This window comes from Brevundimonas sp. GW821-FHT12E07, assembly GCF_058807035.1.
The window spans coordinates 959,078-973,231 of sequence record NZ_JBXAQH010000001.1 but is presented as its reverse complement, the minus strand read 5'-3'; the positions used below and the strand labels follow the sequence as shown (position 1 = coordinate 973,231).

Below are 14,154 nucleotides of genomic sequence, written 5' to 3'. Positions count from 1 at the left end.
GGCGGGCTCAGGCCGATGCTTTCAGTTCAACAGTCGGAAATCGTGGCGGTTTTGGCCCGACGCTACGTGCGCCCGCCGGATCGAGGCGCCCTATCGGCGCCTGATGGAGGGGTGCGGGGAGACCGTGGAAGGGCTCGTGTGGTCTCCCCGCTGACCGGGACGCGGCTGTCAGGACCGCTCGGGAGGGGTGAACCGTCCCGCACGCCCGGTCGCGTGAGCTACGTCAGCCCCAAGGGTCCGGATGCGTCCGCGGGTCGAAAAAATCGCTCAGTCGTGCAGATAGACGACGCGCTTGAGTTTGCGGTCGCCACGGACCGTCTCGAGATGCCGTTCATGCTCGCCCGAAGCCTTGGCGTCGCGCTCCGAGCCCTCCACCCAGTGGGTCGAGGCGATGTCCTTCTGCAGGGCCTTGGCCGCCAGAAGGTGCCCGGGGAAGAGGACGTCGATCACATCGGCAGGCAGGAAGAAGGCCTCGCCGGTCAGGGTGGTGACCGTGTCCAGCCCCAGCCAGGTCGTCATCTGCAGCAAGGTCGAGGGCGAGGCCTTGGCCCGCGCCGCCTGGATCAGCAGCCAACCGGCGGCTCCGACCGTATAGACCAGCCCCACCCCCGGCACGAAGGCCAGCAGACCATCCAGACCGATGCCGAACGGGCCGATGCCGACCGCCCGGTCCGAGAGCTTTTTGACGCCCTCGACATTGGACCAGATTTTCTCGATATCCTTGATCGTCCGCCTGGCCATCTTCCCTCCGCAGCGGATACCCAACGCCCCATCTCGAACCGCGTTCACCAAAAAGGCAAGGCCGTATGCCCAAGCTGCTGTCCGACCGCGGCCCACAGCATCAGCCGATCAGCTGGACAATGCGCGGCCCGGACGGACGGACGGTTCTGAGGCGGGTCGCGACGGTGTTGGCGATCGGGGCGCTGACGGCGCCGCTGGCGGTCGGCGTGGCCGCCTTGAGCGGGCTGGACCACCGCTGGCCGGACATTCTGGCCCAGTTCCCGGCCCCGGCCCTGGCCGCGACGGTGATCCTCGTGGCGATCCTTGCCGTCCTGCGGCTGCGTACCGCCCTGATCAGCGCCCTGGTCGTCACGGCGCTCCTGATCGGGGCCGTCTGGCCCCAGGCGATGGCGGATCGCGGCAAACCGCGCCCAGGCGCTCCGGTCGTGACGCTGTATTCGGCCAACCTCTATTATCTGAACACCGACGCGGCGAAGGTCCGGGCCTCCATCGCCGCCGCCGATCCGGACATCGTCGTCCTCATCGAGACCTCGCCCGCGCTTGTCCGGCAGCTGGACACGGTGCTGGCGGGCTATCCGAACCGAAGGATCGCCAGCGACAGCGCCCGCGGCGCGCGCGACGCCAGCGTGATCGCCTCCCGCTTCCCCCTGACCCCCTCCCGCTTCAACGGCGCCATTGTGAAGGTGGACACCCCGTTCGGCCCGCTCAACGTCGTCGGCGCCCATGTCACGCGCCCCTGGCCCTACCAGATCCAGTGGGAGCAGATCCGGCAGGCGAGCGCCCTCAGCGATCTCATGATCCTCCTCGGCGACCACACCGTCGTCGCCGGCGATTTCAACAGCGTCTCCAGCGGCCGCATCGGCCGCCAGATCCAGACGGAGACCGGGATGAAAGCCAATCCCGGCTGGCCCGGCACCTGGCCTGCGCAGGTTCCGGCGATCTTCGGCTTCACCATCGACCAGGTCTATCGCACGCCCGATCTGGCCGTGGTCGGCCGCGAGATCGGGAAACGCACCGGATCGGACCACCGGCCGGTGATCACCCGCCTGACGCTGGCAGAGCCTCAATCAACGCCCTGAGCCGTTCGGCATGGCCTTCGGTCGGAAAGTCGTCCCCGACCCAGCCGTCTTCAAACGCCGCCAGCACCTGACCGGTCAGGGGGCCCGCCGCCAGACCCGCCGCCGCGACCTGACGCCCGCCGACGGGCAGACGCGGGACCGGCCAGCGGTCTGCGAGGTCCAGCAGGGCAGCACCCGCGCCGGGGCGACCGGAGCGAGCTTCGGCCCTGAGCACACGGTCGGCGAACGTCGGCTTGCCCAGACGATAGATCAGGGCCCGGGCCGCGCGGGCGTCCGTCGCCGGATCGACCTCCCCGCCAGCCGCCGCCAGCAGCCGGTCGCGCATGGCGTTGGGCAGGCGCAGCCGTCGGGCCGCCGCCTCGACCTTCACCGGGTCGGGGGACAGCAGGGCTGACAGCCTCAGGGCCGGATCGTCCGTCAGGCCGACCATGACCTCGAAAGCCGCCGCCTCCTCGGCCTCCGGCAGGATGCGCGCGAGAACCCCGGCTTGCGCCATCGCCCGCACGGCCGGACGCGGATCGGACGCGGCCAGCAGCTTGAGCAGTTCCTTCGACACCCGCTCGGCCGACAGCCGCACCATGCCCTCGGACAGGTCGGCGCAGGCCTTCAGCCCCGCCGCGTCCGGCTCGCCCCGGCCGTACCAGGCGAAGAAGCGGAAGAAGCGCAGGATGCGCAGGTAATCCTCGCGGATCCGGGTCTCCGGGTCGCCGACGAAGACGATGCGGCCCTCGCGCGCGTCCTCGACGCCCTGCCCCGTCGGATCGAACACCTGCCCGTCCGCATCGGCGTAGAGGGCGTTGAGGCGGAAGTCGCGGCGGGCGGCGTCCTCGGCCCAGTCGTCGGTGAAGGCCACGGTGGCGTTGCGCCCATCGGTCGAGACGTCGCGGCGCAGGGTGGTGATCTCATAGGGCCGACCCTTGGACACCGCCGTCACCGTGCCGTGGGCGATGCCGGTCGGCACGACCTTCAGCCCGGCCTTCTGGAGCGCCGCCATGGCCGCTTCGGGAAGCAGCCGGGTGGCCAGATCGAGGTCGTCGACCAACTGTCCCATCAGGGCGTTGCGGATGCAGCCGCCGACGAAGCGGACGCAGTCGGGACCGCCGGCGGCCTGAAGCGCGTCGAGCACCGCCCGGGTAGCGGGGTCGCTCAGCCAGGGTTGTTCAGCAACGGAAGCGCTCACGCCGCATCCTCGGCGGCGGCGGCCTCGGGGTTCGGGACGTCCTCATAGAGACGATCGTGCAGGGCGCGGATCATCCCGGCGGTCACGCCCCAGATGTAGCGGTTCTCGAACGGCATGGCCCAGAACCAGCGGCGCGGCCCCTCGGGCGGGTCCATGTGGCCGCGCTGGTGATTGGCGACGTTCATCAGGAAGTCCCACGGGACCTCGAAGATGTCCGCGACCTCGCTGTCCTGGGCGGTCAGTGCGGGGGCCGAGGCGATCCAGCCGATCACAGGCGTGATCAGAAAGCCCGTGCCGGTCCGATAGGCGGGCATGATCCCCAGCACCTCGACAACGGCGGGGTCGAGGCCAACCTCTTCATTGGCTTCGCGCAGGGCGGTCTGGACGGCGGTCTCGCCGGCCTCATGACGTCCGCCGGGGAAGGCGATCTGGCCCGAGTGACTGGTCAGGGTGTCAGCGCGGCGGGTCAAGAGGACGGTGGCTCCGTCCGCATGGGCGATGACGGGCACCAGCACCGCCGCCGGCTTCAGCGGCTTGCCGTCCGGGGTCAGGCCCGGATTGAGATCGAAGTCCGAGCGTTCGGCGTCCGCGTCCGGCCGCCAGCTCTCGGGCGAATGCAGGCGCTCGATCAGACGCGCCTTCAGGGATGCGAGGCTCATTCGACGCCCGCTCCGACGGGGCCGAGGGGGAAGCGCTGGCCCGCCGAGCTGACCGTCAGCCGCCCGTCGACCACCTCGGCCATCTCGACCAGATCGTAGAAGACGGTGCGGGCGATGCGGGCCTCGAGATCGGCGCGCACCCGAATGCGCGGCGCGGGCTCGCCCGTGACCGGATCGGTCTCGACCACGATAGGGTGTTCGGCGTCGGCGATGACCTCGTCGCCAACGTCGGTGGTGAAGGCCAGCCCCTCCTCGCGGGCCTCCATGGTCACGGCCCGGAACGGCAGATCCTCGACGCGGATCTTCATCTTCTCGACGGGGGTGACCAGATGATAGCCGTCCGGGTCGAGGCGCAGGACGGTGGAGAACAGCCGCACCAGCTCCTTGCGGCCGATGGGCGAACCCTCGTGCATCCAGGTCCCGTCGGCGCGGATCAGGATGTCGATGTCGCCGCAGTGCTCGGGATGCCAGAGATGCACCGGCGGCAGGCCGCGGCCCGGCGCCTGTTTCGCGGCGGCGGCGATCCCTGCGAGTCCTGTCGGTTGATCCGTCATGCCCCGACTTAAGCGCGTGAAGCCCGCGCCGCAAACCCGCTCAGGCGACAGGCGTCACCGGGCCTGTGGGAACCGACGCCGTGATCGGCAGCCACATGACCCGGCGGCGATCGACCGGTCCCGGTAGAATGGCGTCCGGCGCGGGCAGGAAGCCGAAGCGCTCGAAATAGGGCGGATCGCCGACCAGAAGCACGCCGCCCACGCCGTCCTGACGCGCCGCCTCGATACAGGCCGCGACCAGATCGCCGCCCAGCCCGCCCTTGCGGCAGGTCGCATCGACGGTGATGGGGCCCAGGAAGACGGCGGACACCTCGCCCACCTTCACCGCCCAAAGATGCACCGAACCGACGATGCGGTCGCCGTCGCGGGCGACGAGACCGAGGGTCATGCGGGCGTGCTCACGAATCCGCTCGGCCGTCTTGGCGTAACGGCCCGGGCCGAAGGCGGCCAGAACCAGCGCCTCGACCGCGGCGCGGTCGGACGGCAATTCCGGCGTGATGGCCAGAGACGTGTTGCGAAGGACGGCGGCGGCGGTCATGGCGCGCGCACCTAGGCCCTGAATGCGACGGTTTCAACCGGCTTTCGAGAAATCCGGCGCACGTTTCTGGCTGAAGGCCATGAAGGCCTCCATCGCCTCGGGGCTGGACAGCTGCGACCCGAAGGCCTCGCCCTCACGCTGCATGAGGGCCCAGATCTGCTCGGCGTCGCGCATCAACCGCTTGGTCTTGCGGATGGAATTGGGCGCGCGGGCCGCCAGCCTGGCCACCAGACCGTCGGCGACGGCCTCGACCTCGGCGGCCGGGACGCAACGGTTGGCCAGGCCCCAGGCGAAGGCCGTCTTGCCGTCGATGGGCTCGCCCAGGGCGAACATCTCGAAGGCCCGCTGATGGCCCATGACCATCGGCAGCAGCAGCGACGAGGCCGCCTCGGGCGCCAGGGCCAGGTTGACGAAGGGCGTCGACAGCAGAGCGTCCTCGGCGACGACCACCAGATCGCAATGCAGCAGCAGGGTCACGCCGATACCGACGGCGCGGCCGCGCACCGCCGCCACCGCCGGCTTGTCCAGCTCGGCCAGGCTCTTGAGGAAGCGGAAGACGGGCGCGTCCAGCATCTGGCCGCCGCCGCTGGTCCCGATGGCGATGAAGTCGGCGATGTCGTTGCCGGCGGAGAAGCTGTCGCCCTCGGCCTTGAACACCAGAACCCGCACGGCGGCGTCGGTCTGGGCCTGCTCCGTCGCCTCGGCGAGGGCGGCGTACATGGCCTGGGTGATGGCGTTCTTCTTCTCGGCCCGCGCCAGGGTGACGGTCAGGACGCCGTCGCTGAGTTCGGTGCGGATGGGGTCGCTCATGCGGTCGTTTCCTCTTCGGGATCGTTCCCGATTTCAGTGTCGGTTCGGGTGGCGGTCCACCAGTCGACCCCGTCGGCGTCGCGGTCGCGGCGGGCGCGCCCCTGCGCTTCCAGATAGTTGAGGTGGGCCACGCTCTCGCCGGTGGCCATGCCGAAGACGCCGTCGCCGATGGGGCGGGCGAACAGGCTGGAGAAGACGTCGGTGGCCCGCCGCGGCTCGCGCAGCGCCCGCTCCAGCCGGGTCAGGCCCGCATGATGCCCTTTGGTCAGGGCGTCGAGCCGGGTATGGACCCCGGTGAAGGGCTCCCCGTGCGACGGCAGGACAAAAAGTCCCTCCGGCAGAAGGGCGCGCAGCTTCGCCAGCGAGGTCAGCCAGTCGCCCAGCGGGTCCTGCAGCGGCTCCGTCGGCCAGACCGAAACATTGGACGAGATGCGCGGCAGGATCTGATCGCCCGACAGGAAGACGTCGTCCGACTTGCGCCACAGACAGACATGCTCGGGGCAATGGCCGTTGCCGACGACCACGGTCCAGACGTCGCCGCCGATCTCAATGTCGTCGCCCTCGCTGAGCCGCTGGTAGCTCTGGGGCATGGGATAAACGCCCTTGCCGAAGCGGCCGAACTCGCGCCGCCAGCCGTCGATCCGCTCGTCGTCCCAGCCGGCCGCACGGAAGAAGGTCTCGCCCTCGGGCGGGGCCGGACCGGTGTCGGCAACCAGCATCCGGGCCGTGACATACTCAAGCCGCGACATCAGCAGCGGAACCCGGAACCGCTCGCACAGCCATCCGGCGAGGCCCAGGTGGTCGGGATGCATATGGGTGCAGATCACCCGTTTCACCGGCTTGCCGCCCAGAGGTCCCGCGAAGGCCGCCTCCCAGCCCGCGATAGAGGCCTTGGTGTAGAGACCGGTGTCGACCAGGGTCCAGCTGTCGCCATCAGCGAGCGCATAGACATTGATATGGTCCAGCGACATGGGCAGAGGCAGGCGCAGCCACAGCACGCCGGGGGCGGCCTGCACGGCCTGGCCCGGAACCGGCGGCGCGCCGAGCGGATAGGTCAGGCCCCGTTCGGTGCGGGGTCCGGACACAGTCTCCGTCGGTATCACGCCATCGGCCAAGTCAGTCTCCAATCGAAACGCTGGCACATAAACCCATCCGCCGATCCCCGTCCAGTCGGCCCTCGGACATGGGCGACGGTCAGGCGCCGCAACCGTCATCTGCACAGGAATACGCGGCAGGCGGGAGCGAGATCGGGTGGAAGGCGTTCCCGTCCTGACGCGACAAAAACCACGCCTTGACCGCGACACAACGGCGGGCCATGCAACCCACGAATTGTTCCATCCGGAGGCCTTCGCCGTGTTCAATCGCCTGCTTGTCGCCCTAGGTTCGGCCCTGCTTCTGGCCGCCGGCGGCCCCGCCTTGGCCCAGACCACCCAAGGCAACCCCAATGCGCCGGGAACGACCTCGAATGGCAACGAGACCACGGTCACCGGCGAGCGCGTCCTTCCCGGTCGGGTCGGCGGCGACCGCAACGACCGTGAGGGCCAGCGCCAGCGCGGTCGCCAGCCCGCTGCGCCGAACCCGGAACAGGTAAAGGCCGCCGCCACGGCCTTGGCCGCCTCGACCAACAGCGGCTGCACGGTCGCCGACGCCACCCTGCGCGGGACGAATGCTGAAAAGCAGTCGGTCTATGAAGTCACCTGCGCAACGGGTCCGGGCTTCATCCTGATGGCCACCACCCCGCCCCAGGCCGTCGACTGCGTGATCCTGTCCGGCCAGGCCGACATCAGCCGATCGCGCGATCCTGCCGCCGACGTCGGCCTGCAGTGCGCGATGGAACCGAACAAGAATGTCCTCGCCGTGGTCGCCGCCTATGCCACCCAGGCCGGCATCCAGAACTGCACCGTCGATCAGGGCTCTTCGGTCGGGAAGTCGACGAGCGGCAACGTCATCTACGAAGTGGGCTGCGCCAACTCGGACGGCTACTGGCTCGAAAAGACCGCCGAAGGCTGGACTCACACCGAGTGCCTGAAGCTCGTCAGCCGCAACGCCACCTGCAAATACACCACCGCCGCCGAACAGGCCGCCACGCTGAAGAAGTGGTTCGAGGGCAGCGCCGCCTCGGCCTGTGACGTCAGCGAAGCCCGCTACATGGGCAACAACGCCAACGGCTCCTTCTATGAAGCCAAATGCGCGGCCGGCGATGGCCTGATCGCCCGCTTCGACAACGCCATGGCCGTGCAGCAGGTCTATCCCTGCGCCGAGGCCCAGCGGATCGGCGGCGGCTGCACCCTGACGGTCGTTCCGGCCGCTCCGGAAGCCGCCCCGGCGCCCGCGCCCACGACCCAGCGCTAAGACAGCCTCCATCCCGAGGTTTGAAGAGCCGTCCTGCGAAAGCGGGGCGGCTCTTTCGCTTTTCAGCGGATCGCCCTAGCGTCCGGGGCATGCGTATCGCCACCTGGAACGTCAACTCCGTCAACGCCCGCCTGCCGACGGTGCTGGCCTGGCTTGAGGCCGCGGCGCCCGATGTCGTCTGCTTCCAGGAGATCAAGACGATCGACGAGAAGTTCCCGCGCGAAGAGTTCGAGCGGCTGGGCTATAACGTCGAGACCCACGGCCAGAAGACCTATAACGGCGTGGCCATCCTCTCGAAATTCCCCCTCAGCGACATCCGGCGCGGCCTGCCCGGGGCCGAGGGCGCGGGGCCTGACGGCGCCGACGACGATCAGGCGCGCTACATCGAGGCCCTGGTCGAGGCGCCCGTCCCGGTGCGCGTCGGGGCCATCTATCTGCCGAACGGCAATCCCGTCGGCACCGGCAAGTTTCCGTACAAGCTGGCCTGGTTCGACCGGTTGAACGCCCACGCCCGCGCGCTGCTGGCGCTGGAGGAGCCCTTTGTCCTGTGCGGCGACTACAATGTCATTCCCGAGCCGGTCGATGCGAAGAACCCTGCCGACTGGGTCGGCGACGCCCTGTTCCAGCCCGAAAGCCGCGCGGCCTTCAAGGCGTTGAAGTGGCTGGGTCTGTCGGAGGCCGGCGAACTGGGCGAGCAGCCGCCCGGGACCTACACCTTCTGGGACTATCAGGCGGGCGCCTGGCAGAGGAACAACGGCATCCGCATCGACTTCCACCTGCTCTCGCCCCAGGCCGCCGACCGGTTCCGGGGTGTTGAGACCCACCGCGACGCCCGCGACATGGAAAAGCCCTCGGACCACGTCCCCGTGGTGATCGAGCTGGCGGCCTGATGGGCGAGGCGCTGCGGGTCATTCTGCTGGTCGGCCTCGCCGCCGCGGCCCTGACCACCGGCGCCCTGACGCTGAACTGGTGGATGGAGCCCGAGCGCCGGATGCGCCGCGCCCTGCTCAAGTCCCTGGGCGTCCAGCCCGAGGCCGAGGCCCTGTCGCCGACCGAGGGCCGGGCGGCCGGTCTTGACTTCGACGGGGGCCAGATCGCCGTCCTCTGGGACCGCGGCGCTCACGGTCTGGTCTATGGCTTCGAGGAGGTCGAGGGCGGCGAGGTTATCGTCGACGGCCACGTCCTGGCCCGTATCCGCCGCGGCGAACCGCGCAAGTCGCTGGACGTCATGGCCCCCGACGCCGAACAGGTCACCCTGCGGCTGATGTTCGCGGACGCCCGCTATCCCGAGTTCGAACTGGCCCTGTGGAACGCTGTGGCCCCGGCCCAGACCGGCTCCCCCGCCGAGGCCCTGCGCCTGGGCCGCCGCTGGTTGTCCCACCTCGAAGCGCTGTTGAAGGCCTGATCGCCCTTTCGGCGAGCGACGGGGAACGCTAGAAGCCCCCATTCCTTTCGTGCCTGAGTAATCTGAGGAGCCCGCCGTGGCCCGCCTTTTCGACGCCTATGTGATCGCTGACTGGACCGCCGCCGAGGGCAAGAAACTCGGCGAGAACTCCGTATGGATCGGGGTGGCCAAGCGCGACGTGCGCTTCCGCCTCTATACCGAGACCCACAATGTCGCGACGCGCGCCGAGGGCGAGGCCCTGCTGGCCTCCATCCTGGCCGATCATCGCAAGCGGGGCGACCGCGTCCTGGTCGGCTTCGATTTCTCCCTGGGTTACCCCACGGGCACGGCCGCGCGCCTGAAGCTGACCGGCGAGCCGATCTGGTCGGCGATGTGGAAATTCATCGCGGCCAACATCGTCGACAAGCCGGACAACACCAACAACCGCTATCAGGTCGCGGCCAAGATGAACCGGCTGATGACGGACGAGGCCTGGCCCTTCTGGGGCTCGCCCGCCAATCAGGCGCAGCGCTGGCTGACCACGACCAAGCCGCCCGCAGGGGCCGGCGCCGACATCCCCGAATACCGCGCGACCGAGAACGCCGTGCGCAAGGGCCGGCTGCAGCCCAAGTCCAACTGGCAGATGCACGGCGCCGGCGCCGTGGGCGGCCAGACCCTGGTCGGCATCCCGGCCGTGCGCCGCCTGCTGGAAAGCCTGGGCGCCTCGGCCGCCGTCTGGCCCTTCGGCACCGGCTGGCGCGCCCTGGACGCCGCCGACGTCGAGCCCCTGTCTGTGCTGGTCGCCGAGGTCTGGCCCTCGATGTGGCCCACCACCGTCGCCGAGGGCGAGTTCAAGGATCAGGCCCAGGTTCGCACCACGGCCATGGCCTTCGCCGAACTGGACGACAAGGGCGAGCTGGCCCGGGCCTTCGCTCCGCCGAAGGACGCCTCGCCCGAACTGATCGAACAGGTCGAGCAGGAAGAGGGCTGGATCCTGGGCGTCCAGTAGAGGCCCGGCCTCGCCTCCAACACCCTCCAGAATGCGAAAAGGCCCGGCGAACATGGGGCGATGTCCGTCGGGCCTTCTTTTCGCGGAATATCCTTCTTCGCCCTTCCTGGTGCGCCCTTCTGGAAGAAAGGAGCGATCGGCTGAACGGGAATTCCCGATCCCGGCGCATCTCTCCATGCGCCGGAAGTCGATGACGGGAGGCGCTGGAACGCCTCCCGTCGGATCTTCGGAGGTCTGGCTTACCAGGCCTTGTAGTTCAGGCCGATGAAGAAGCGGCGGCCGTAGGGGTCGAAGTTCGAGTAGAGCGTCGTGCCCAGGTACGGCGCCTGTTCGGCGTCGAAGGCGTTGACCACACCCGCCCGCAGCGCCAGGTCGTCGTTGACGTTGTAGCGGAAGGTGAAGTCGTTCCGGACGAAGTTGCCGGTGTTCAGCTCGTTCGGTTGACGCGAGTCCATGTTGGACACGTAGTCGCGCGGGTAGACGATGTTCTGGGCCGTCTGCCAGTCCGCCGTCCAGTTGACGCTCCAGGTGTCGTTCGGCGTCCAGGTCAGCGACGAGGTCATGCGGACACGCGGGTAGTAGAGCGTGCCGGCCAGTTCGTCGTAGTCCGACGGATCCGACTCGTTGAGGTACTGCTGCTGGGTGATCAGCCAGGAGCCGGCCAGCGAGTAGTCGAACCGGCCCAGGTCGCGACCGAACATGTCGGCGGTGTCGAGACGGTAGCGGGCATTGAAGTCCAGACCGCGGGTCTTCAGCGAGGCGTAGTTGAACGACCGCTCGATGAAGTTGCCGACGGCGAACGGGCTGACGCCGCCGGTACGGAAGATGGTCGAGCAGGCGTCGGCGTTCAGCGTCGCACCGTTGACGCAGTTGGCCGCCGCCGTGTCAGCCGACACCGCCGCGATCACGTCATCAATGCCGATTTCATAGTAGTCCAGCACCAGGCTGAAGTTCGGAATGAAGCGCGGACGCAGGGCCACCGAGAAGGTGAACGAGTCCGATTCTTCCGGCCTCAGGTTGGGGTTGCCGCCGGCGAGACCCGCGATCCCCGAGGTGTAGTTCGGGCGGAAGTCGTCGGTGTTCTGCGGCGTGATCCCTGCGAAGTCGAAGGACAGACCCTGGGCGGCCGCCAGAGCCGTACAGTTGTTGATCCGGTTGGTCTTCGTCTCGGCGTCGTTGACGGCGGCGATGTTCAGCGTGGTGCAGGGATCGACGATGCCGTTGGCGAAGGTCTGGCTGTTGGGCGCGAAATTCTCACCCAGGTTCGGCGCGCGGAACGAGGTGTTGTAGCTGGTCTTGAAGGTGATGTCCTGGATCGGACGATAGACCAGGTTGACCCCATAAACGTCAGTGCCGCCGACGGTCGAATAGTCGGCGTAGCGGTAGGAACCGCTGAGCTCGGCGTACTCACCCAGGAAGTTGTCGCGGAACAGGGGCACCGAAAGCTCGGCGAAGACTTCCTTGCTCTCGTAGCTGGCTTCCGGGAAGTCCGGACCGGTGTTCAGGAACAGCAGTCGGCCATCGGTGTCGCGGTCGCGGCCGGTGGCTTCGGTCGATTCCTTGCGATACTCGCCGCCCAGGGCGACGCCGATCGGACCGGCGCCCCAGAAGTCCCAGAGGCTACCGGAGATCGAGGCGATCCCCTGCTGCTGCTCGTTGCGCTCGGTGACGTGGATGGTGGCGTCGATGTAGTCCAGGGCGGCCTGGCTCTGGTTGCCCTTGCCGAACACGTTCAGCGGTTGGCAGTCGTTGATCGAGGCGCGGCCATAGGCGGTGTCGCGCAGATCACCGCCACGCTGGTAGTCCTGCAGGCCCTCTTGGATGACGTTGCCGTCAGCGTCGAGCAGGCGGTTCGGCACGCCGAGTGCATTGGACCGCTGAACCCGGCAGACGATTTCGCCCGGACGGCCGTTCACGACACCTGCGACGTCCACGACCGAGTCGATGGCCAGGGCGAAGCGTTGGCCGTCCACGCCGCGTTCGCGGTTCTCGACCTCGACCTTGCCGTAGGTGTAGCCCACGTCGAAGCTGATATCCTTGACGACCGAGAAGTTGCCCAGGTCGCCGCGAACCCCGGCGACATAGCGCTGCAGTTCACGGGTGTTGTCCTGGGTGCGGTCCGGACCGAACATGCTGTGACGCGCGTTCTGGAGCAGGACCTGCGGGCCCAGGGCGCCCGGCGCGCCGGCGGTCGGCGGCAGGTAGGTCTGGACCAGGTTGGTGCGGATCGCGTCCTTCACGTTGCTCGGCAGGAAGGCGTTGTCCGACCAGCGCAGGTCGAAATTGTTGACCGCATAGACCGGGTTGGCGCTGTTGGTTCCGTACGAGTTGACCAGATCGATGTCGAAGAAGGTCGGCTGACCGACGTCGAAGGTGTCTTCGGTGACGTATTTGGCTTCACCGTAGGCGGTGATGTTGTCGGTGATCTTGAAGTTGGCGCCGACCTGGTAGCGCTGCGATTCCGAACGGGGCACGCGCGAACCGGTCGAGAATTCGGCCGGGTTCTCGCCGTCGCCGCCGATGTTGTAGGGGCGGTTGGCGCCGGTGGCGCCGACGCGGGTGCCGAAGTTGGCGAAGCGCGCCGTCGTCCCGTCGTACCAGAAGGTCTTGCCGGGCGTGACGCCGAAGCAGTTGGCGGAATAGCTGAAGTTCGCCGCGTCGGCTCCCGGCAAGCAGTCTTCGTAGGGGACGTTCGGGTTCGTCAGGTCGCTGGGCTGCTGGACGTTTGCCAGGGTGGTCTGACCCCAGCGCGGACGATCGATGCGGCTGACGCCGGTGAACAGGCGAGCGTCCAGAAGACCGTCATCGGGGCGGCTGGTCGGATCGGCGTCAACGCCGATGCGGACCGGAGCGCGACGCAGCCAGTCGATGTCGAGCGAGGTGACCTCGTCGATCTTCTCGTATTCACCGTGGGCGTAGACGTTCAGACGGTCGTCGAAGAAATTCTTGCCAATCAGGGCGGAGATGCGGCGGTTGGCCTGGCCGTCTTCGTTGATCTGGCCATAGTTGGCATCGATCTCGAGGCCTTCGAAGTCCTTTTTCAGGATGAAGTTCAGCACGCCCGACACGGCGTCAGCGCCGTAGACCGACGAGGCGCCGCCGGTGACGATTTCGATGTTCTGGATCAGCAGACGCGGGATGGTGTCGATGTCGACAGCCAGCGAGCCGCCGTTGGAACCGACGTGACGGCGACCGTCGACCAGGGTCAGGGTGCGGTTCTCGCCCAGCGAGCGCAGGTTCGGCAGCGACAGGCCGCCATCGCCCAGGTTCGAGCCGGTGGTGTCGGACGGCACGACCGAATTCGACAGGGCGGGGATGGTCGCCAGATAGTCGATGACCGTGGCCTGGCCGGTCGACAGCAGCTGGTCTTGCGAGACCTGAATCAGAGGGGTCGGAGCGTTGACGGCGTCGCGGCGGATGCGCGAGCCGGTGACGACAACCTCCTCGACGGTGGTCGTGTCGTCCTGGGCGCCGGCGGCCGGAGCCGGTGCGGTTTGTGCCAGGGCGGGAGCGCCGAGGGCGATGGCCGTCGTGAAGATTGTGGAGGCCAGCAAGTGCTTACGCATAACAACCGTTTCTCAAATGGAGCAGTGAAGCTCGTTCGCATCCCTGACGCAGAGACGCCGCGATGGGGACACAAACATTTCACGGAGGTGACACGTCAAGCTTGGCCGTAAGCCTAACTGAAGTTGTATCATCGTTATTCAAAAAAGCGTGGTTTTCATGTGTCAATAGTCAAATTCGGCGAATTCGTATGAAAAAGGTATTATTTCGTGATGGAACGAAAGCCAGCGATGAGCACTGGCGCAACTTTGGCGCTAATCAGCCTGTGCGGTGAAATTGACTGA

13 protein-coding genes are annotated in these 14,154 nt (G+C 67.9%); 5 read left to right on the top strand and 8 right to left on the bottom strand.

The window, feature by feature from the left end:
* Window positions 1-267 precede the first annotated feature (267 nt).
* Window positions 268-741: a DUF4112 domain-containing protein gene (locus tag AC1ROD_RS04790; RefSeq protein WP_492947107.1), complete on the bottom strand. Its 474-nt coding sequence runs from the start codon at window positions 739-741 to the stop codon at window positions 268-270.
* A gap of 65 nt (window positions 742-806) precedes the next feature.
* Between AC1ROD_RS04790 and AC1ROD_RS04785 the strand changes: the two genes are divergently transcribed.
* On the top strand, window positions 807-1,820 hold the full coding sequence (locus AC1ROD_RS04785) for an endonuclease/exonuclease/phosphatase family protein (RefSeq protein WP_492947106.1): 1,014 nt from the start codon (window positions 807-809) through the stop codon (window positions 1,818-1,820).
* Here the strand turns inward: AC1ROD_RS04785 and AC1ROD_RS04780 are convergent.
* Genes AC1ROD_RS04780 through AC1ROD_RS04755 form a run of 6 tightly spaced genes read right to left on the bottom strand, consistent with a single transcriptional unit; the run spans window position 1,780 to window position 6,646 of the window.
* Window positions 1,780-3,000: a CCA tRNA nucleotidyltransferase gene (locus AC1ROD_RS04780; protein ID WP_492947105.1), complete on the bottom strand. Its 1,221-nt coding sequence runs from the start codon at window positions 2,998-3,000 to the stop codon at window positions 1,780-1,782. The genes AC1ROD_RS04785 and AC1ROD_RS04780 overlap by 41 nt on opposite strands.
* Entirely contained in the window at window positions 2,997-3,659 is a 663-nt protein-coding gene (locus tag AC1ROD_RS04775) for a CoA pyrophosphatase (protein WP_492947104.1), read from the bottom strand. The genes AC1ROD_RS04780 and AC1ROD_RS04775 overlap by 4 nt, the downstream gene beginning before the upstream one ends.
* A complete protein-coding gene (locus AC1ROD_RS04770) occupies window positions 3,656-4,213 on the bottom strand; it encodes a DUF1285 domain-containing protein (protein ID WP_492947103.1) in 558 nt (185 codons plus the stop codon). Before AC1ROD_RS04770 ends, AC1ROD_RS04775 begins: the two co-directional genes overlap by 4 nt.
* 40 nt (window positions 4,214-4,253) lie before the next feature.
* Window positions 4,254-4,751 carry a GNAT family N-acetyltransferase gene (locus tag AC1ROD_RS04765; RefSeq protein ID WP_492947102.1) on the bottom strand — a complete coding sequence of 166 codons (498 nt, stop codon included), beginning with the start codon at window positions 4,749-4,751 and terminating at the stop codon, window positions 4,254-4,256.
* Between the two features lie 33 nt (window positions 4,752-4,784).
* A complete protein-coding gene (locus AC1ROD_RS04760) occupies window positions 4,785-5,561 on the bottom strand; it encodes an enoyl-CoA hydratase (RefSeq protein WP_492947101.1) in 777 nt (258 codons plus the stop codon).
* Window positions 5,558-6,646, bottom strand: coding sequence for an MBL fold metallo-hydrolase (locus AC1ROD_RS04755; protein ID WP_492947100.1), 1,089 nt, complete (start codon window positions 6,644-6,646; stop codon window positions 5,558-5,560). The genes AC1ROD_RS04760 and AC1ROD_RS04755 overlap by 4 nt, the downstream gene beginning before the upstream one ends.
* A 268-nt stretch (window positions 6,647-6,914) precedes the next feature.
* On the opposite strand from AC1ROD_RS04755, the gene AC1ROD_RS04750 reads away from it, so the two are divergent.
* The 4 genes from AC1ROD_RS04750 (at window position 6,915) to AC1ROD_RS04735 (ending at window position 10,306) form a co-directional block, all read left to right on the top strand.
* Window positions 6,915-7,913 carry a hypothetical protein gene (locus AC1ROD_RS04750; RefSeq protein ID WP_492947099.1) on the top strand — a complete coding sequence of 333 codons (999 nt, stop codon included), beginning with the start codon at window positions 6,915-6,917 and terminating at the stop codon, window positions 7,911-7,913.
* Window positions 7,914-8,002: 89 nt separating this feature from the next.
* Window positions 8,003-8,803 (top strand): exodeoxyribonuclease III, encoded by an 801-nt coding sequence (gene xth, locus AC1ROD_RS04745; RefSeq protein WP_492947098.1) that lies wholly within the window; start codon window positions 8,003-8,005, stop codon window positions 8,801-8,803.
* Window positions 8,803-9,318 carry a hypothetical protein gene (locus AC1ROD_RS04740; protein WP_492947097.1) on the top strand — a complete coding sequence of 172 codons (516 nt, stop codon included), beginning with the start codon at window positions 8,803-8,805 and terminating at the stop codon, window positions 9,316-9,318. The genes xth and AC1ROD_RS04740 overlap by 1 nt, the downstream gene beginning before the upstream one ends.
* A gap of 76 nt (window positions 9,319-9,394) precedes the next feature.
* Window positions 9,395-10,306 carry a cobalamin biosynthesis protein CbiG gene (locus AC1ROD_RS04735; RefSeq protein ID WP_492947096.1) on the top strand — a complete coding sequence of 304 codons (912 nt, stop codon included), beginning with the start codon at window positions 9,395-9,397 and terminating at the stop codon, window positions 10,304-10,306.
* Window positions 10,307-10,545: 239 nt separating this feature from the next.
* Here the strand turns inward: AC1ROD_RS04735 and AC1ROD_RS04730 are convergent, their stop codons facing one another.
* The gene (locus tag AC1ROD_RS04730; protein ID WP_492947095.1) at window positions 10,546-13,872 is read right to left on the bottom strand and encodes a TonB-dependent receptor domain-containing protein; all 3,327 of its coding nucleotides are present in this window, start codon (window positions 13,870-13,872) and stop codon (window positions 10,546-10,548) included.
* Between the last annotated feature and the right edge of the window lie 282 nt (window positions 13,873-14,154).

Bases quoted from the DNA above. Each gene is read 5' to 3' on its own strand.
- AC1ROD_RS04790 (WP_492947107.1), bottom strand. From the start codon at position 741: ATGGCCAGGCGGACGATCAAGGATATCGAGAAAATCTGGTCCAATGTC.
- AC1ROD_RS04785 (WP_492947106.1), top strand. From the start codon at position 807: ATGCCCAAGCTGCTGTCCGACCGCGGCCCACAGCATCAGCCGATCAGC.
- AC1ROD_RS04775 (WP_492947104.1), bottom strand. From the start codon at position 3,659: ATGAGCCTCGCATCCCTGAAGGCGCGTCTGATCGAGCGCCTGCATTCG.
- AC1ROD_RS04770 (WP_492947103.1), bottom strand. From the start codon at position 4,213: ATGACGGATCAACCGACAGGACTCGCAGGGATCGCCGCCGCCGCGAAA.
- AC1ROD_RS04765 (WP_492947102.1), bottom strand. From the start codon at position 4,751: ATGACCGCCGCCGCCGTCCTTCGCAACACGTCTCTGGCCATCACGCCG.
- AC1ROD_RS04760 (WP_492947101.1), bottom strand. From the start codon at position 5,561: ATGAGCGACCCCATCCGCACCGAACTCAGCGACGGCGTCCTGACCGTC.
- xth (WP_492947098.1), top strand. From the start codon at position 8,003: ATGCGTATCGCCACCTGGAACGTCAACTCCGTCAACGCCCGCCTGCCG.
- AC1ROD_RS04740 (WP_492947097.1), top strand. From the start codon at position 8,803: ATGGGCGAGGCGCTGCGGGTCATTCTGCTGGTCGGCCTCGCCGCCGCG.
- AC1ROD_RS04730 (WP_492947095.1), bottom strand. From the start codon at position 13,872: ATGCGTAAGCACTTGCTGGCCTCCACAATCTTCACGACGGCCATCGCC.